At 68.8% G+C, this 17,602-nt stretch carries 17 protein-coding genes and 1 pseudogene; 3 read left to right on the forward strand and 15 right to left on the reverse strand.

The features are described 5' to 3' along the window. Nucleotides 1-26 precede the first annotated feature (26 nt). The 4 genes from AC07R7_RS07390 to AC07R7_RS07405 all read right to left on the reverse strand — a co-directional run bounded on the left by AC07R7_RS07390 (nucleotide 27) and on the right by AC07R7_RS07405 (nucleotide 4,369). Nucleotides 27-1,661, reverse strand: a complete 1,635-nt coding sequence (locus tag AC07R7_RS07390; RefSeq protein WP_494634679.1) for a family 43 glycosylhydrolase — start codon at nucleotides 1,659-1,661, stop codon at nucleotides 27-29. Between the two features lie 181 nt (nucleotides 1,662-1,842). After that, nucleotides 1,843-3,279, reverse strand: a complete 1,437-nt coding sequence (locus AC07R7_RS07395) for a sugar porter family MFS transporter (RefSeq protein WP_494634680.1) — start codon at nucleotides 3,277-3,279, stop codon at nucleotides 1,843-1,845. Nucleotides 3,280-3,545: 266 nt separating this feature from the next. After that, the gene (locus AC07R7_RS07400) at nucleotides 3,546-4,139 is read right to left on the reverse strand and encodes a GNAT family N-acetyltransferase (RefSeq protein WP_492886206.1); all 594 of its coding nucleotides are present in this window, start codon (nucleotides 4,137-4,139) and stop codon (nucleotides 3,546-3,548) included. Then, complete coding sequence (locus tag AC07R7_RS07405; RefSeq protein ID WP_492837122.1) at nucleotides 4,136-4,369, reverse strand: hypothetical protein; 234 nt, start codon at nucleotides 4,367-4,369, stop codon at nucleotides 4,136-4,138. The genes AC07R7_RS07400 and AC07R7_RS07405 overlap by 4 nt, the downstream gene beginning before the upstream one ends. A 191-nt stretch (nucleotides 4,370-4,560) precedes the next feature. Between AC07R7_RS07405 and AC07R7_RS07410 the strand changes: the two genes are divergently transcribed. After that, complete coding sequence (locus tag AC07R7_RS07410; protein WP_494634681.1) at nucleotides 4,561-4,683, forward strand: hypothetical protein; 123 nt, start codon at nucleotides 4,561-4,563, stop codon at nucleotides 4,681-4,683. Nucleotides 4,684-4,719: 36 nt separating this feature from the next. Here the strand turns inward: AC07R7_RS07410 and xylD are convergent, their stop codons facing one another. The 6 genes from xylD to xylR form a co-directional block, all read right to left on the reverse strand. Beyond that, nucleotides 4,720-6,495: a xylonate dehydratase XylD gene (xylD, locus tag AC07R7_RS07415; protein WP_494634682.1), complete on the reverse strand. Its 1,776-nt coding sequence runs from the start codon at nucleotides 6,493-6,495 to the stop codon at nucleotides 4,720-4,722. Beyond that, nucleotides 6,488-7,354 carry a D-xylonolactone lactonase gene (gene xylC / locus AC07R7_RS07420; RefSeq protein ID WP_494634683.1) on the reverse strand — a complete coding sequence of 289 codons (867 nt, stop codon included), beginning with the start codon at nucleotides 7,352-7,354 and terminating at the stop codon, nucleotides 6,488-6,490. The genes xylD and xylC overlap by 8 nt, the downstream gene beginning before the upstream one ends. 203 nt (nucleotides 7,355-7,557) lie before the next feature. Next, nucleotides 7,558-8,304: a D-xylose 1-dehydrogenase gene (gene xylB / locus AC07R7_RS07425; RefSeq protein WP_494634684.1), complete on the reverse strand. Its 747-nt coding sequence runs from the start codon at nucleotides 8,302-8,304 to the stop codon at nucleotides 7,558-7,560. A gap of 5 nt (nucleotides 8,305-8,309) precedes the next feature. Beyond that, the gene (locus tag AC07R7_RS07430) at nucleotides 8,310-9,746 is read right to left on the reverse strand and encodes an aldehyde dehydrogenase family protein (RefSeq protein ID WP_492837118.1); all 1,437 of its coding nucleotides are present in this window, start codon (nucleotides 9,744-9,746) and stop codon (nucleotides 8,310-8,312) included. A 22-nt stretch (nucleotides 9,747-9,768) separates the two neighbouring features. Then, the gene (locus tag AC07R7_RS07435; protein ID WP_494634685.1) at nucleotides 9,769-10,923 is read right to left on the reverse strand and encodes a fumarylacetoacetate hydrolase family protein; all 1,155 of its coding nucleotides are present in this window, start codon (nucleotides 10,921-10,923) and stop codon (nucleotides 9,769-9,771) included. A gap of 160 nt (nucleotides 10,924-11,083) precedes the next feature. Continuing rightward, nucleotides 11,084-12,139: a transcriptional regulatory XylR gene (gene xylR / locus AC07R7_RS07440; protein ID WP_494634686.1), complete on the reverse strand. Its 1,056-nt coding sequence runs from the start codon at nucleotides 12,137-12,139 to the stop codon at nucleotides 11,084-11,086. 87 nt (nucleotides 12,140-12,226) lie between these two features. Between xylR and mobA the strand changes: the two genes are divergently transcribed. Together mobA and AC07R7_RS07450 are read left to right on the forward strand one after the other, a co-directional pair. Then, entirely contained in the window at nucleotides 12,227-12,760 is a 534-nt protein-coding gene (gene mobA / locus AC07R7_RS07445) for a molybdenum cofactor guanylyltransferase (protein ID WP_492886189.1), read from the forward strand. After that, nucleotides 12,729-12,854 (forward strand): annotated as a pseudogene (locus tag AC07R7_RS07450) (hypothetical protein); the annotation flags it as partial. The gene mobA and the pseudogene AC07R7_RS07450, both read left to right, overlap by 32 nt. Before the next feature lie 7 nt (nucleotides 12,855-12,861). Here AC07R7_RS07450 and AC07R7_RS07455 read toward each other — a convergent pair. The 5 genes from AC07R7_RS07455 to AC07R7_RS07475 all read right to left on the reverse strand — a co-directional run bounded on the left by AC07R7_RS07455 (nucleotide 12,862) and on the right by AC07R7_RS07475 (nucleotide 17,572). After that, complete coding sequence (locus AC07R7_RS07455; protein ID WP_492886187.1) at nucleotides 12,862-14,364, reverse strand: sulfite reductase subunit alpha; 1,503 nt, start codon at nucleotides 14,362-14,364, stop codon at nucleotides 12,862-12,864. After that, entirely contained in the window at nucleotides 14,364-15,365 is a 1,002-nt protein-coding gene (locus AC07R7_RS07460) for an FAD:protein FMN transferase (protein ID WP_492886185.1), read from the reverse strand. The genes AC07R7_RS07455 and AC07R7_RS07460 overlap by 1 nt, the downstream gene beginning before the upstream one ends. Before the next feature lie 139 nt (nucleotides 15,366-15,504). Continuing rightward, nucleotides 15,505-16,398, reverse strand: a complete 894-nt coding sequence (locus tag AC07R7_RS07465) for a DUF4198 domain-containing protein (RefSeq protein ID WP_492886183.1) — start codon at nucleotides 16,396-16,398, stop codon at nucleotides 15,505-15,507. Nucleotides 16,399-16,406: 8 nt separating this feature from the next. Beyond that, entirely contained in the window at nucleotides 16,407-16,931 is a 525-nt protein-coding gene (locus AC07R7_RS07470; RefSeq protein ID WP_492886181.1) for a DUF2271 domain-containing protein, read from the reverse strand. A gap of 11 nt (nucleotides 16,932-16,942) precedes the next feature. Continuing rightward, complete coding sequence (locus tag AC07R7_RS07475) at nucleotides 16,943-17,572, reverse strand: PepSY-associated TM helix domain-containing protein (RefSeq protein ID WP_492886179.1); 630 nt, start codon at nucleotides 17,570-17,572, stop codon at nucleotides 16,943-16,945. Nucleotides 17,573-17,602 lie beyond the last annotated feature (30 nt).

The raw sequence follows: 17,602 nt of genomic DNA on the forward strand, positions 1-17,602 counted from the left end.
ATAGCCGCTTCACACTTATCGGAAATCTAGTCCAGCGCCCGGTACTGGAAGTTCCGGAACCGCGCCGAGCCCTTGCCAGCGGCGTAGAGGCCCGGCTTCAGCATCAGGAAGCCGCCGCGGACATTGTGGTGATAGCCGCTGACCTCCATCCCACGGTCGAAGCGCTTCCAGGTCTGGCCGCCGTCCCCGCTGGTGTGGAAGGCCACGATGTGGCGGGTGTTGCGCAGCCTCATCAGCATTCGGGCGCCGTGCGGGTTGGCGGGCCGCCCGCGCTCGATGCCGTACTGGTGGGTGACGAAATTCTTCGCGTCGAAGCCCAGGCCGCAATAGAGCTGGCGGTCGTAGAACAGGATCAGGCCGGCGCGGGTGTCCGGGTCGACCTCGATCTCGCACTCGATCTCGTAGGCCTGGTCGCCGTTGACGAAGATCAGCGGCGCGCCGCTGGACGGGGCCTCGCCGGCGCCTTTCAGGGTCATGACGCCATGGGCGCGACTGATGCGGCTCCGCTCGCCGGGCTTCGGATCGAAGAACGCCCACTGCACGCCGTACTTGTCGGTGCGGAAGTCGTCCGACAGGGCCTTGCCGTGCGGGCCGGGCTTGCCGCCTTTCGGCTTCCTGATCGGCTGCGAGAGATCGCCGCCGCCGACCTCGAACCAGCCGTCGGCGGTCCAGGTGACCGGGGCCAGCAGGGTCTGGCGGCCAAGCGTGTAATAGCCGTTCTCGTAGCCGTGATAGACGGTCCACCAGTCGCCGGGCGTCGGCCCCTCGACCAGGGTGGCGTGGCCGCGCGACCACCACTTTTCGCTGTTGTCGACGGTGCGGACGACCGGGTTGCGCGGGTGGTCCTCCCACGGGCCGGCCAGCGACTTCGACCGCGCCACGATGACCATGTGGCCGGTCGGCGGGCCGGCCGTGCCGCCCACGGCGGTGACCAGATAGAAGTACTCGCCGCGCTTCATCACCTTGGGACCCTCGGGCGAGAAACCCTCGACGTCCCACGTGTCTGGATAGCGCCACGGATTATAGACGTGCTCGGGCTGGCCGACGGTCGACAGGCCGTCCGGGGCCAGCTTGATGCGGTCGCCGCCCGACAGGAACAGCCAGCGCTCGCCATGCTCGTCGACGACGTGGCCGGGGTCGATATAGCGGGGCAGCTTCAGGTCGATCGGCTCGGACCACGGGCCTTCGATCCTGTCGGCCCAGATCACATAGCTGGTGTTGTTGTTGGGCTGCTTGGCCGGCAGGTAGATGTAGTAGCGGCCCTTGTGCTTGCAGATCTCCGGCGCCCAGATCGAGCCGACATTGGTCTTCAGCGTGGTGACGACCGGCGTCCAGTTCACCAGGTCCCTGGAGCGCCAGATCAGCAGACCCGGATAGGCGTCGAACGAGCTATGGGTCATGTAGTAGTCGTCGCCGTCCTTCAGGATCGACGGGTCGGGGTGGTCGCCGGCCAGGATCGGATTGAGGAACGTGCCGTCGCCGAGGTCGGCCTTGCGCTGGCCCTCGATCCCCTTGACCCAGGTCGGGCCGCCCATGACTTTTGACGTGGTGTTGGCGGGCGGCAGGCCCATCTGGGCCGCTTCGCTGGCGGCGGGAAGGGCGGCGAGGCCGGCGCCGGTCAGCAGCGAGCCCAGCGCGCCGCGGCGGTTGATGTCGACCATGGTAATGCCTCCCGAACCCTACGCCCCCTTGCACGAAGAGGCGCTCGTTAGCGCCAAACTATCGGTAGGGCGAAGGTGATGTCCACCGGTGTCATTTTTTGTCGCACATGGGGAAGCGGCAAAGAAAAAGCCCGGGAGGCGAACCTTCCGGGCTTTCGCATTCAGCGGGTGGCGGGGGCGCTTAGCCCTCCATCGCCTCCAGTTCCTTGCCGCGCGTCTCGTCGATCAGCTTCTGGACCAGGAAGAACGAGATCACGGCGCAGACGGCGTAGAAGCCATAGGTCGCCGGCAGGCTCGCCTTCTTCATGATCGGGAAGCTGAACGAGATCGCGAAGTTGGCGATCCACTGGGCGAAGCCGCAGACGGCCAGGGCCGAACCGCGCATCTGGTTGGGGAACATCTCGCCCAGCATGACCCACATCACCGGACCCCAGGAGAGGTTGAAGAAGATCACATAGAGGTTGGCGGCGATCAGGGCGATCGGGCCGACGCTGGCGTCCAGGTGCAGGGCGCCGTTGATGGTGGTGGCGGTCGAGAAGCACCAGGTCATCACGCCCAGAGTCACGGCCATGCCGGCCGAGCCGATCAGCAGCAGCGGCTTGCGGCCGATCTTGTCGATCAGGCCGATCGCCAGCAGACAGGCCAGGATCGACAGCCCGCCTGACAGGATGTTGATCTTCAGGCTGTCGTCCTCGGTGAAGCCCACCGACTGCCACAGCACCGAGCCGTAGTAGAAGACGATGTTGATGCCGACCAGCTGCTGGAACACGGCCAGGACCAGGCCGGCCCACAGGATCAGGCGCAGCTTCTTGGTCGTCGGATCCAGCAGATCCGAGAACTTCGGCTGATGGTCGGCGGCCAGCGAGGCGCGGATCTCGGCCACCTTGGCGGCGCCCTGACCGGGGCCGAACAGGCGCGACAGGATGGCTTCGGCCTGGGCGTCCTTGCCCTTGGCGACCAGGTAGCGCGGGCTCTCCGGGATCACCAGCAGGGCGAAGAAGAAGATGCCGGCCGGGATGACCTGCATCCAGAACATCCAGCGCCAGGCCGGCAGGCCCAGCCAGAACTCGGCGGTCGAGCTGCCGGCGGTGTGGGCCAGGGCGTAGTTGGCCAGGAAGGCGCCGGTCAGGCCGGTGATGATCATGATCTGCTGCACGGACGACAGGCGGCCGCGAATATTGGCCGGCGTGACTTCCGAGATGTAGACCGGGCACAGCACCGAGGCGGCGCCGACGCCCAGGCCGCCGATCAGGCGGAAGATCACGAAGACCAGCGAAGTGTGGGCCCCGCCCGTGCCCAGGGCGCTGACCACGAACAGCAGGGCCGAGATGATCATCACCGTGCGACGGCCCCAGACGTCGGCCAGGCGGCCGGCGGCGAAGGCGCCGAAGGCGCAGCCGAGCAGGATGGCGGCCACGTTGAGGCCCTCGCCGGCCTCGGTCAGGTTGAAGGCGGCCTTCAGGCCGGTCTGCGTGCCGTTGATGACGCCGCTGTCATAGCCGAACATGAAGCCGCCGATGGTGGCGACGGCGACGATCGCGGCGATGAAGGCCATGTTGACCTTCAGCCCGTCGGCGCTCATGCTGGCGCTCGGACCGGCGTTGGATACTGAAGCCACAGGTTTCCTCCCCGTTGGGCCTACCGGCCCCGTTTGATGCCCTCGCGGTCCTTGTCAGACCTTTGGTTGCCGGCGACCTTAGTGTTACCGGTATCAGCGCGCAAGCGGTGGTTCTGGCGACCCCATGCCCGTGCGCGGGACTCACCCCTGCGCCTCATCGATAGCAGAGGCGCGCGGGTTTCCGCGACGTCCGTTTCGTAGGACGCGCGAGGGCGGACAAGGCGGAATGGAAATCGGGTGTCCGGCGGCGAGGCCGGACGGCGGCGCTACATGATCGTCCGCGGCGCGCGGAAAAGATGCGCCCGGCGATCCTGGGCTTCGCCGCCAGGTTCGGCGGGGGACAGGCGCGGCCCGAGCTGTTCGATCTCATGCCAGGTCCAGGGCCGGGCGCTCAGCCGCTTCTCGTAGCGCCAGATCTTCAGAGGGTACCAGCCGCCCGGAATCTCGGTCGGAATGGTCTGGGTTCCGGTCAGGACCCAGCCGGCCTTCTGGTAGAAGCGCGCGGCGCGGGTGTTGCCGATGGCGCAGGCCAGCCAGGGCGTCTTGACCCCGGCTTCCAGCAGGCGGTCCTCGGCGTCGGCCATCAGCAGGGCGGCGATGCCGGCGCCGCGGGATTCTTCCTCGACATAGAGCTGGTTCAGCTCGTTGTCCTTGATCAGGTGGAAGCCCAGCGGCGCGCCGACCGGCCCCACGGCGCGGACGTGGGGCAGGGCCATGGCCATCCGGACGATGAAGCTGTCCAGCGTGCGTCGGGTCGCCAGGGCCTTCGGGACCAGCGGCACATGGGCGTCACGCCAGCCCTGCCACCACAGGCGGGCCAGGGGGCCGAGGTCCGGAGTCTGGGCGGCGCGAATGCTCATGACTTGTCCTCCTCGATTGGCGGCGAGGACACGGCGGGCCGCCGAAGGAGGGCGCGCACGGTTTTGACCGTCAGGATGGTTAAGGCCGCGATGGCGGCGGGGATGAGAACCAGCAGCCAGACCAGCACCACCAGGGCGAGCTGGAGCGCACTCGTCACGACCACCAGGGTCGGCGATTCCTTGCGTTCATCCAGGGCTCGGCTCACCGATAACATGCTGTCCGCGCTCAAAAAAACCGCCCCCGGTCTCGTGAGCATAACCTCGTTTTGAGTTTCAACCTAGGAGAGAATTTTACAATTGACTGCAGATTTTTTAGGACTTTCTTAATGTCCTTTTGGGTGGTCAAACTGGTTTACTTGGCTGCGACTGCGTCGCGGTAGCCTGGTTGGGCGGACAACAGCGCCGCACCGGCCAAGCCGCCATGCTGACGCCCCATTGGGCCTTGACGGCCAGCGCCGTCGCCGCCACGGCGGCCGAGGCGCTGGCCCACGGCCGTTCTCGGCGACGGGCCGAGCGGCGATCGTTCTCGCGCGGCGAGGACTAGAAAAAAGCCCCGGATCGCTCCGGGGCTTCTTCGGTCTCAGTGGTTGTGCCGGGGTAGTTTCGACGCCAGGTCCTGGTACTTCACGGCGAACTCCAGCACCCCGCCGGTCTCCAGCTGGCCCGTGTGGGCGCGGTAGATTTCCTGCCAGGGAGTCATCGTCGCCGGGACAGCCGGAATGCCTTCCTTCCGGCGCTCGGCGATGGTCGCCTCATCCACCAGGGCGTCGCAGCGGCCGGTGTTGAGGTCGATGCGGATGGTGTCGCCGGTGCGCAGCCACGACAGGCCGCCGCCGATGGCGCTTTCCGGCGAGGCGTTGAGGATCGAGGGGCTGTCGGCGGTGCCCGACTGGCGGCCGTCGCCCAGGGTGGGCAGGCTCATGATCCCCTTCTTCAGCAGGTGATCCGGCGGCTGCATGTTGACCACCTCGGCCGAGCCGGGCCAGCCGATCGGACCCGCGCCCCGGATGACCAGGATGCAGTGCTCGTCGATCTCCAGCGCCGGATCGTTGATGCGGGCGTGATAGTCGTCCGAGCCGTCGAACACGATGGCGCGGGCCTCGAAGATGTCCTCTTGCCCCGGCTGGCTCAGGTAGCGCTCGCGGAAGTCCGCGCCGATCACGCTGGACTTCATGATCGCGAAGTCGAACAGGTTGCCCTTCAGCACCAGGAAGCCGGCCTTCTCGGCCAGGGGCTGGGCGTAGGGGAAGATCACCTCGCGGTCGTGGGTCTCGCGGCCCTCGAGGTTTTCGGCCATGGTCTTGCCGGTGACGGTCAGGACGTCGCCGTGCAGGCGGCCCTGCTGCAGCAGCTCCCACAGCACGGCGGGGGCGCCGCCGGCCCGGTGGAAGCGCTCGCCCAGATACTTGCCGGCCGGCTGCATGTTGACGATCAGCGGGATGTCGTAGGCCGCGCGCCAGTCGTCGGCGGTGATCTCCAGGCCGGCGTGACGGGCCATGGCCGCGATGTGCGGCTGGGCGTTGGTCGAGCCGCCGGCCGCCGCCACCAGGGCGATCGCGTTCTCGAAGGCCTTCTTCGTCAGGATGTCGAGCGGCTTCACGTCTTCGTAGGCCAGGTCGACGATCCGCTGACCGGTCTTGTAGGCCATCTGGCCGCGCTCGCGGTAGGGAGCCGGGATGGCCGCGCAGCCGGTCAGCGACAGGCCCAGGGCCTCGGCCACGGCGTTCATGGTCGAGGCCGTGCCCATGGTGTTGCAGTGGCCGGCCGAGGGGGCCGACGAGGCGGCGCGGTCGATGAACTCTTCCTCGGTGATCTCGCCGGCCGCCAACTTGCGGCGCGAGCGCCAGATCACCGTGCCCGAGCCGACCAGCTCGTTCTCGTGCCAGCCGTCCAGCATCGGACCGCCGGAGAGGACGATGGCCGGGATGTTGACCGTGGTGGCGGCCATGATCCCGGCGGGCGTGGTCTTGTCGCAGCCGGTGGTCAGCACCACGGCGTCGATCGGATAGCCGTGCAGGGTCTCGACGAGACCCAGATAGGAGAGGTTCCGGTCCAGCGCCGCCGTCGGGCGACGGCAGTTCTCGAAGATCGGGTGGACCGGAAACTCCATGGGGATGCCCCCGGCGTCGCGGATCCCGTCCCGCACGCGCGTCACCAGATCGAGGTGGATGCGGTTGCAGGGCGAGATGTCGCTGCCGGTCTGGGCGATGCCGATGATCGGCTTGCCGCTGCGCAGCTCCTCCGGCGTGATCCCGTAATTCATGAAGCGCTCCAGATAGAGCGCCGTCATGTCGATGTGGTCGGGATTATCGAACCAATCGCGGGACCGGAACCGGCGGGGCGTACGGTTAGACAAGGCGTACCTCGTGTTGGGGCTGGCCCGCGATATTGACCCCGATGGCGAACAGACCGCCGGCCAGCGGATACTGGGCCAGGGTCTCTTCGCTGAGGCCCTTGCGGGCGGTGGTGAAGAACAGGGTTTTCAGATCCGGCCCGCCGAAGCAGACCTTGGTGACGTTGGGCGCGGGCAGTTCGATGCGGCCCACGATCTCGCCGGCGGGCGACACGCGGATGACGCCGAAGCCGCCCCACAGGGCGATCCACAGGCAGCCTTCCGAATCGACGACCGTCCCGTCCGGATAGATGTCGTCGCCCAGCTTCACATGGACGAACGCGCGCTTGTTCGACAGCGTCCCATCTTCGGCCAGGTCATAGGCCCAGATCGTCTTTTCCAGCGTGTCGGTGTGGTAGAAGGTCTTGCCGTCGGGCGAGACGCACGGGCCGTTGGTGATGCAGATGTCCTTGTCCATCCGCGCCACGCCCTGGGCGTCCATGCGGTAGAGCGAGCCGCTCTTGTTCTCTTCGCCGTCGTGCATGGTGCCGAACCAGAGGCGGCCGGCGGCGTCGACGGTGGCGTCGTTGGGCCGGTTGTCGAGCGCCTGATCCTCGACCTCGATCAGCGGGCGGAAGCCGATCGCCGGATGGAAGCGATGGATGCCGCCCTTCAGCCCGACCACGAACCCGCCGCGATCCGGCAGGGGCGCCAGGAAGGCGACCTGATCCGGGGCGTCGAAGCTGAAGTGGTCGCCAGTCACCGGATTGTAGTTGTGGATCTTGCGGCCCTTGATGTCGACGAACCATAGGGCGTCGCCGTGCCAGACGGGGCCCTCGCCCAGCGTGGCCTTGAGATCCCAGACGCAGGTGGCGGCGGTCATGTTCGAAACTTCTCCGTAAAGCCGTAACCTGCGTTCGATACGGCGGCGGGGCGCTTCAGGGAAGGCCCCCGCTCGAAACGGTCGTCTCGGGCTAGAGCCTGTCCGTTTCTGATGGAAACATCAGAAACGGATAAACAGGCTCTATCTCTAACACTTAGAGCGTGGCGGGCGCCGAAACCGCTCACACTTTCGGCTGCCACGCTCTAACGCCAGCCCGCGTCGATCCAGTATTCGTGTCCGGTGCAGAGCGAAGCGTCGTCCGAGGCCAGGAACAGCACCAGCGAGGCGACGTTCTCGGGCACGAGGCGGCCCTTCAGGCACTGGGCCTTGACGATCTCGGCCTCGCCCTCGGGCGTGTACCACTTCTCCTGGCGCTTGGTCTTGACGTTGCCCGGCACCACGCAGGTGACGCGGATGTCGTCGGGGCCCAGCTCGCGGGCCAGGGCCCGGGTCATGCCCTCGATGCCGGCCTTGGCGGTTTCGTAGAGGACCAGATCCTCCAGGCCCAGGTGCCAGCTGATCGAGCCGAAGTTGATCACCGCACCGCCGCCGCGCTTGGCCATGCCTGGGGCGACGGCCTGGGTGCAGAACAGCATGTGGCGCAGGTTGACGTTGATCCGCTCGTCCCAGTAGGCGCCGGTCACGTCGCCCAGCTTGTGGCGGTCGTCGTTGCCGGCGTTGTTGACCAGCACGTCGATGTCGCCGATCTCGGCGAAGGTCGCCTTGATCGCGTCCAGGCTCATCAGGTCGCAGCGCTTGTAGACCGGCGGGATGGCCGAACCCGAAAGCTCGGCTTCCAGCGCCCTGGAGTCCTCGTCGGCGATGTCGAGGAAGATCACTTCCGCGCCCTGCCGCGCGAACCCGGTGGTGAGGCCGGCCCCGATGCCCGAGCCGCCGCCGGTGATGACGACGCGCTTGCCCTTGAGGCTGGGATAGATGGCTGACGACATGCTGCTTAGGACCACGAGTAGGAGGTTTTGGTCTGGGTGAAGAATTCGACCGCCGCGAAGCCTTGTTCGCGCGCGCCGTACGAGCTGCTCTTCGAGCCGCCGAACGGCACATGGTAGTCGACGCCGGCCGTGGCCAGATTGACCATGGTCATGCCGGCCTTGGCGTGACGCTGGAAGTGGCGGGCGTATTTCAGCGAGGTCGTGGCGATGCCGGCCGACAGGCCGAACTCGACGCCGTTGGCGACCTCCAGGGCCTCTTCATACGAGCCGACGCGGATGGTCGAGGCGACGGGGCCGAAGACCTCCTCGTTGTTGATCCGCATGCCGGCCTGCGTGTCGGCGATCAGGGTCGGCTGCACGTACCAGCCGGGATTTTCCAGCTTCAGGCGCTCGCCGCCGGTGACCACGCGGCCGCCTTCCGAGGTGGCGATGTCGATGTACTTGTAGCTCGTCTCCATCTGGTCTTCGGAGACGGCCGGGCCGATCTGGGTGTTGGGGTCCAGCGCATCGCCCACGCGCAGGGCGGCGACCTTCTCGGCCAGCAGGGCCACGAACCTGTCGTGGACGCCGTCCTGGACGATCAGGCGCGAGCTGGCGGTGCAGCGCTGGCCGGTGGCGTAGAACGAGCCGTCCAGGGCGATGGCGACGGCGCGCTCCAGGTCGGCGTCGTCCAGGATGATCAGCGGGTTCTTGCCGCCCATCTCCAGCTGCACGCGGGCCTGGCGGGCCACGGCGGCGGCGGCGACCTGGGCGCCCACGCCCTGCGAGCCGGTGAACGAGACGCCGTCGACGTCCTTGTGCTTGATCAGGGCGTCGCCCATCGAACCGCGGCCGAACAGCATGTTGAAGACGCCGGCCGGGGCGCCGCATTCCATCATGATATCGGCCAGCACGTTGGCGGTGGCCGGGGTCGGACCGGCCGGCTTGATCACCACGGTGTTGCCGAAGGCCAGGGCCGGAGCCGCCTTCCAGGCCGGGATGGCGATCGGGAAGTTCCAGGGCGTGATCAGGCCGAACACGCCGACGGCCTGACGATAGGTCTGCACCTCGACGCCGGGACGGGTGCTTTCCAGGTTCTGGCCGTGGCGACGCAGGGCCTCGCCGGCGAAGTACTTGAAGATGCGGCCGGCGCGGACGGTCTCACCAATGCCCTCGGCGACCGTCTTGCCCTCTTCGCGGGCCAGCAGGCGGCCGATATCGGCGCTGCGGGCGATGATGGTCGAGCCGACCTTGTCCAGCAGGTCCGAGCGGACTTCCGGCGAGGCTTCCGACCACGACGGGAAAGCCTTTTTCGCCGCGTCGACGGCGGCGTCGACCTCGGCCTGGCCGCCCATCGGGACCTTGGCGACGACGTCGTTGGTGTTGGACGGGTTGAGGCTTTCGGCCGGGGCGTCGGCGGCGACGCGTTCGCCGCCGATATAGTGGCGCAGGGTGTCGGTCATCGCCGAGCTCCTTGGATCTGGATTAGAGCAGGCCGCGGCCGGCCAGGTTGCGGATCAGGGCCGAGATGCCGAAGGTCCACGGCTTGGCCTTGTCGCAGGTGGTGACCTCGTTCTCGAGCACGCCCAGCTTGGGGGTCGAGACGCGGACGCGGTCGCCGACCTTGTGGGTGAAGCCCTGGCCGGGCGTGTCGCGGTCCTGGATCGGGGCGAACATCGTGCCCAGGAACAGAGCAAAGCCGTCCGGATACTGGTGCTGCTTGCCGAACGCCTGGCCGGCCAGCACGGCCGGATCACGGCTGATCAGGCTCATGTTCGACTTGCCGTCGAGCACGAAGTTGTCGCGGCCGGTGATCTTCAGCTCGACCTCGGCCGAGCGGACGTCATCCAGCGAGAAGACATCGTCGAACAGGCGGAAGAACGGGCCGATGGCGCACGAGGCGTTGTTGTCCTTGGCCTTGCTGAGGAGCAGGGCCGAGCGGCCTTCGAAGTCGCGCAGGTTGACGTCGTTGCCCAGCGAGGCGCCGCGGATCTGGCCCTGGCCGTCGCACAGCAGCACGACCTCCGGCTCGGGATTGTTCCAGTGGCTGTCATAGCGGACGCCGACATGGTCGCCCCAGCCCATCGACGACAGGGTCGGGCCCTTGGTGAAGATCTCGGCGTCGGGGCCGATGGCGACCTCGAGGTATTGCGACCACAGGCCGTCCTTGATCAGGGTCTGCTTCAGGCGCTCGGCGCCCTCCGAGCCCGGGTTCACGCCGCGCAGGTCGCCGCCCATGCTCTCGGCCAGCTGCTCGCGGATCTTCAGGGCCTCGGCGGCGTCGCCGCGCGCGCGTTCCTCGATCACCCGCTCCAGGGTCGAGACGGCGAAGGTCACGCCGGCGGCCTTCAGGCATTGCAGGTCGACGGGGGCCAGCAGCTTCACGGCCGCCGCGCCGCCGGCGTCTTCCCAGACGGGACGGATGTCGAGGGCTTCCAGCGGACCCTTGTCCTCGCCGCGCGGGATCACGGAGCCGGGCGGATAGGCGTTCATCAGGTCGGCGACGGTGGGGGCGATCTTCGAGACGTCCTCGACACGACCGCCGCGCACCAGCACGGGCGTCGGGCCATCGCCGAAGTCGATGCGGCCCAGCAAGGTCGCGTCTTTCCAGTCTTCCGGAAGGAATTCACTCACGCCCACGGCGTCGTCTCCCCAAGTTCGAGCGTCTGGAAGCTGCCGACAGGCGGCGCTCGTTGATCAGGCACTTGGTAGCGCTAACATGTCTAAGCCGCAAGCGACTTGTCAGACCAATCCGCCAAACGCCGCGTCCCGCGCCGAGGGCGCGGCTGGCTAGGGTGATCTATTTGCTGACCGGCCCGCTGGAATCCCGCACGATCAGGGTGTGGAGATGCACGAGCTGCCTCGGCTCGCCGCTGCCGTCACGCTTGCGGCGGATCTCCTCCAGCACCAGGTCGACGGCGGCGCGAGCCATGGCGGCGATCGGCTGGTGAACGGTGGTCAGGGCCGGCCAGATGTTGTCGGCGATCGAGGTGTCGTCGAAGCCGACGATCGAGACGTCGCCCGGCACGTCCAGGCCCAGCCTGTGCGCCAGGCCCTCGGCGGCGGCGGCCATATCGTCATTGGCGGCGAAGATCGCGGTCGGCCGCGGCTCGGCGGCCAGCAGCCGCTCGGCGGCGTCCAGGCCCGAGCGATAGGTGAAGTAGCCCTGCTCGACCCGGATGTCCTCCATGGGGATCCCGGCGGCCTTCAGGGCGGCCATGAAGCCGTCCAGGCGTTGCTGGCTGACGGTCTGGTTCGGATGGCCCTTGATGAAGCCGAAGCGCTTGTGGCCCAGGCTGATCAGATGCTGGGTCAGCTCGTAGGCGGCCGCCTCGTTGTCGATGCGGATGGTGGCCATGTCGGTGCTGGTCATGCCCGGGGCGACGGCCACGGCGGCGGCGCCCGCGGCGCGAATCTCGGCCAGCACCTCGGGCGACTCGCACAGCGGCGGCGGCAGGATCAAGCCGTCGACGCCGGTCTTCAGCAGGCGAGCCAGGGTGGCGCCGGCCAGCTCCGGTTCGGCGCACTTCTCGATGACGATCTGGGCGCCGGTGCGGCTGCTCTCGTCCAGGGCCCCGACCAGGAACTCCGACAGGTAGCCGGTCGAGGGGTTGTCGTAGAGTAGACCGATGCGGAAGGGCGCGCTGCCGGCCAGGCTGCGGGCCGCGGGGTTGGGGGCGTAGTTGAGGTCGGCGATGGCCTGTTCGACCAGGGCGCGGGTCTCGTCCTTGACGGTGCTCTCGCGGTTGATGACGCGCGAGACGGTCATCGGCGAGACGCCCGCCCGGGCGGCCACGTCGCGGATGGTGGCGCTCTGGGTCGTCCGACGACGCTGGCGCTCGACAGGCTGGCTCATTGTTACTTCGTCCCTTTGCGGGGCGGACACTAGACCGCTTCGGGCGCAGCTTGGAAGACCAGCGCAAAATCCTGCTAAGACGCGGACATGACCTCTTTCGGCGCGATCATTCTGTGTGGCGGCGAGTCCCGGCGAATGGGGCGCGACAAGGCCTTGCTCGACTGGGACGGCGCGCGGGCGGTGGACCGGGTGGCGGCGTTGGCGAAGGCGGTCGGCGCGGAGGCGCTGGTGACGGCGGGAGCGGATTTCGGCCTGCCGTGGGTTCCGGACGACGCGGCCTTCGCGGGACCGGTCGGCGGGGTGCTGGCCGGGGCGCGGGCGCTGGGCGCGGCGCGGCTGCTGGTGCTGGCCGTGGATGCGCCGACCGTGACGGCCGAGGATCTGGCGCCGCTGCTGATGGGCGGCGGCTATTACGAGGGCCTGCCGGTTCCGATGGTGGTCGAGACGCGTGCGATTCCGGCCGACGCCGAGGCCGGGTGGCCGCTGCGGCGGTTCGTGGAGCGTGCGGGGCTGATGGCTCTGCCTGTTTCCGACGAGGCGAGGGACCGCCTGCGCGGGGCGAATACGCCGGAGGAATTCAACATGCTAAATCGCTCAAATAGCTTGTCATCCCGGCCGTAGCGAAGCGGAGAGCCGGGACCCAGGGGCAACCGCACTGCGGCGCCCCCTGGGTCCCGGACAAGCCCTACGGGCTTTCCGGGATGACAAGAATTTTGAACGGCTCAGTACACGTCCCGCCGATAGCGCCCCTCGTCCGTCAGCCGCTCCAGCGTCTCGGCGCCCAGCACCTCGACCAGGGCCGCGTGGACGTCGCGCGACATCCCCTCCAGCGACCCGCAGACATAGATGGCCGCGCCGTTGGCCACCCACCGGCGTAGCACGTCGGCCGCCGCGCGCAGGCGGTGCTGGACATAGACGCGCTCGGCCTGGTCGCGCGAGAAGGCCAGGTCCGCGCGGTCCAGCAGGCCCGAGTCCCGCCAGCCCTCGATCTCCTCGCGGTGGAAATAATCGTGGGCGGCCGTGCGTTCGCCGAAGACCAGCCAGTTCCAGCGGACGCCCAGGGCCGCGCGGGCCTTCAGGTGAGCGCGCAGCCCGGCCAGGCCTGTTCCCGAGCCGATCAGGATGAGTGGGCGCGAGGCCTCGGGGGCGTGGAAGCTGCGGTTCGTCCGCACGCGGGCGTCGATCGTCCCGCCGATCTCGGCGAAACGACACAGCCAGCCCGAGCCCAGGCCCGGCGCGCCGTCGGCGCGGGGCATGAGGCGGACGATCAGCTCGGCGCCGCCGTCGGATGGTAGGGAGGCGATCGAATATTCGCGGTGCGGCAGCGGCGTCAGGCGCTCGGCCACGGCTTGGGCCGACAGGCCGCGCAGGGCCTCGATGGCGGCGGGCTCGTGCGGCAGGCGCAGGCCCGACAGGATCTGGTTGATCGACGCGGGCAGGCCCAAGGCGGCGACCTCGGCCGGGTCGTTGCGCGGGCCGATCTCCAGGATGTCGCCGGCTTCCCAGGTCGCGCCGTCTGTTGGGACGAGGCGGATATGCCAGGCCTCGCCGCCGGGGCTGCCAGGGTTGAGCAAGGTCCGCTCGGCCAGGGTCCAGCGGCCGTAGGCGGGACCGCTCCAGTCGGGCGCGTCGGTGACGCCGGTGAGCAGGCTCAGCTGCCCCTGCCAGTGACGCAGGGCGGCCGGATCGCCGTCGTCGACCTCGACGCGGTCGAACAACGGCGCAGCGCCGGACCGCGTCAGCCAGGCGTCGAGCTCGCGGCCGAAGCCGCAGAACGCGGCATAGGTCGAGTCCCCCAGGGCCAGCACGCCATAGCGCAGGCTGGACAGGTCGACGCCGTCCTTCATCACGTCGCGGATGAAGGCGCGGGCGGGATCGGGCGCGTCGCCCTCGCCGGTGGTGCTGACCACGAACAGGGCGCGGCCGGTCAGGTCGGTGGCGGTGACGCTGGACAGTTCGCGCAAGGTCACCGGCGCGCCGGCCTCGGCCAGGGTCCTTGCGGTGGCGTTGGCCAGCTCCTCGGCGAAGCCGGTCTGGCTGGCATAGGCGACCAGGATGGGTTCGCCGGCGCCTTCCGACAGGGCCAGGGTCGCCTTGCGCGTGGCGCGGCGGCGCAGGGTCTCGCGCAGGGCGACGCCCGCGCAGAACAGGGCGTAGACGCCGGCCACGGCGCCGGCCTCGATCAGGCGGCGGGTCTCGGGCGCGAAGGCTGAGAGGTCGACCATCAGTCCAGCATCGCTCGCAGGGCGGGGGACAGACGTTCTTCCAGGCCGTCGGGGCCTCGGCTGACGATCAACGCGGCCAAGTCATGCCTCGCCGCGAAGGCCAGGGCGGCGTCGGGGGGCATGACCGTCAGGGCCGTGGCCCAGGCGTCGGCGCTCATGCAGTCCTTGGCCAGCACCGTGACGCTGATGGTCGCGTGGGTGGTCGGCGCGCCGGTGGCCGGGTCGAGCGTGTGGGCGTAGCGGCGGCCGTCGTGGTCGAAGAACCGGCGGTAGTCGCCCGAGGTGGCGACGGCCAGGTCGTGCAGGGCGACCATGGTGCGTTCGGCGTCATTGGCGGTCAGGCCATTGGGCGGCGGGCGCTCCAGCTCGACCCACCAGGGCTGGCCGTCGGGCTTGGCGCCGACGCCGCGCAGTTCGCCGCCGACCTCGACCAGGTAGCTCTTCACGCCGGCTCTATCGAGGGCCGCGGCGGCCTGGTCGACGCCGAAGCCCTTGGCGATGCCGTTGAGGTCGAGGCGAAGGCCGCCCGGCTGGAACAGGGCGTCGCCGTCCAGCGTCAGGCGCGTCCAGCCGCCGGCGTCACACAGCGGAGCGACTTCGCTCGCCAGCGGCGGCTTTCCGGAAAAGGGACGCGGGCCGAAACCCCACAGGTCGGTCAGCGCGCCCAGGGTCGGGTCGAAGGCGCCGGCGCTCTGTTCGGCGACTTCGATGGCGCGGCGCAGGACGATGGCGGTCGCGGCCGGCAGCATCGTCCAGCTTCCGGCGGCCGCGCGATTGTAGCGCGAGAGGTCCGACAGTGGCTCCCACGGGCTCATCTGCGCGACGACGGCGTCGAGGGCGCGCTGGACCATGGCCTCGAGGGCGGGGAGGTCGGTGGTGGCCGGCAGCACGGCCTTGACCGCCCAAGTCGTCCCCATGGTCGCGCCACCGAACGCGCGCACCGTCCCGCCGACGGGGCGGGCGGGCGGCGTGGTCAGGACGGGGACGAGGACGCGGGGCATCTGTCTCAAACAGCAAAATGCTTGTCATCCCGGCCGCAGCGCAGCGAAGAGCCGGGACCCAGGGGCGACAGCGATGCGCCGGCCCCTGGGTCCCGGACAGCCTCTGCGAGGCTTCCGGGATGACAAGCTATTTTAGACCTTAAGGCCGCTGGGCTTCGATCGTGGCGGTGTAGCCGGCGCTGTAGCCGTCGCCGGCCAGCGGCGTGGCCGGGCCTTGCTGGCCGCCGCCCATGCCGCCGCCGGGCCCGCCCGGACCGGGACCACGACCCGGCATGGCGCCGGTGCGGACCGTGGCGTTGATCCAGTACATGCCGGCTTCCGGCAGGGTGAACTTCAGGACGCCGTCGGCGCCGGTCTTCACCTTCATGTCGGGACGCGGGCTGTAGCGCGAGCCGCCCTCGGCGATCGTCACTTCAAGATCGGCGGCGGGCTTGCCGTCGACCAGGAACTTGAAGCTGGCGGCCTCGCCGGCGACCAGGTCGTTGGGGTGGGTGATCGGCACGAGCTCAAGGCCCTTGCCGGTCGGCTTGAACACCTCGGTCGTCGGCTTGTCGCGAGTGACGAAAGCTTCGTTGCGGTTGAAGCTCTTGATGGTCTTCAGGTCGGCGGCGCCGGCCGGGACCTGCTTGGCGAAGTCGTCCGGCGAGCCGCGGAACCGCTTGACCTCGCCGTTCTCGGTGTAGCTGGCCATCACGCTCTGGCTGGCCGAACCGATCTTCCAGGTGCCCGGCTTGGTCAGGGCCACATCGAAGGTCGAGCGGTACTTGCCCGTCGCGCCGTTCTGGATCTTGTCGATCGCGCCGTCCGGCGCGGTGACGACCAGGCCGTCCAGGCGCATGGCGTTGTGGTCGGGATAGAACAGCTCGTTGGAGATGGCCGCGTCGAACGTCACCCAGACGTCGCCCGACAGCACGGTGGCCGACGGCACGATCCAGCCCCGGTGGGCCGAGGCGGTCATCGGCAGGGCGAGGGCGGCCACGCCGCCAACAAGCAGGTAGGCTGCGGCGGCCAGCAGGCGCTTCTTGAAGGTCATGGCTTTTCTCACTTCACGGAAACGGTGACGGCGCCGAGTTCCGAGGAACCCTTGGCCGTGGCGGGCTTGCCGGGCTTGCCCCAGACGAACGGCACGCGGACGGCCTCGTGGCCGCCGACCTCGCGGGCGGCTTCGACGACCAGGTTGTAGGCGCCGGGCTTGAGGTCCTTCAGCGCGCCCTTGGAGCCGGCGAAGACCAGCTTCTGCGGGCCTGGGGCGCGCGTCGCGCCGCTGACGCCGTCGGCCGGGAAGCTCATTTCGCGGCCGGCCTTGCGCCACCACTGGCGCATGTCCTTCAGCCACTTGGCGCCTTTGTCCTCGCGGTTGCCGGCGTCGTACCAGACGGCCAGGGTGCCGGCGGCGGTGCTGTCGGCCGGGTTCTCGATCCAGATCGCGACGTAGGGCTTGTGGTACTCGGCGACCGTCAGCTTCGGCACCTCGACGGTGACGTTGAGATCGGCGGCGAGAGCCGGGGCGGCGCCGGCGCCAAAGGCCGCGCCAGCAAAAGTCAGCAGGGAGATCGAACGCTTCACGGGGTCTGCCTCTAAAGGTGGACGAATAGGATGACGAGAATGAGGGGCGCGGCCAGGCCCAGCCCGACCAGCGGCCAGGTCAGCGGCCGGGCGCGGGCGTGGAACTGCAGCAGGATCAGGCCGGTGACCGTGAAGATCACGCAGGCCAGGGCGAAGATGTCGATGAACCAGCTCCAGGCCTTGCCGGAATTGCGGCCCTTGTGCAGGTCGTTGAGCAGGGAGATCGCGCCGCGCGTGGTCTTCTCGTGCTCGACGGCGCCGGTCTCGCGGTCGATCGAGACCCAGGCGTCGCCGCCCGGCCGGGCCAGGGCGACATAGACCTCGTCGGCCGACCACTCGCCTTCGCGTCCGGCGACGTCGGCCCCGACGGCCTTGTCGAGGAACGGCTCGAGCTGGACGGGCAGGGGACGCTTGCCCTCTTCCGGACCCTTGGCCAGCAGGGCCAGCAGGTCCGGCGGCAGGGTCGCCTTGCGCGACACCACCACGGGCTTGGCCTCGATCTGGCCGGCGTGGTTCAGGGTGAAGCCGGTGATCGCGAACAGCAGCATGCCGATCAGCGACAAGGCCGCGCTGATCCAATGCCACTGGTGCAGCTGCTTCAGCCAGAAAGAGCGGCGATGCTGATCGGCGGCGGATTTCACGGCGTCCTGACGAACCTCGGCGTTGGAGGT

This window comes from Caulobacter sp. GW821-FHT05F04, from assembly GCF_059419665.1.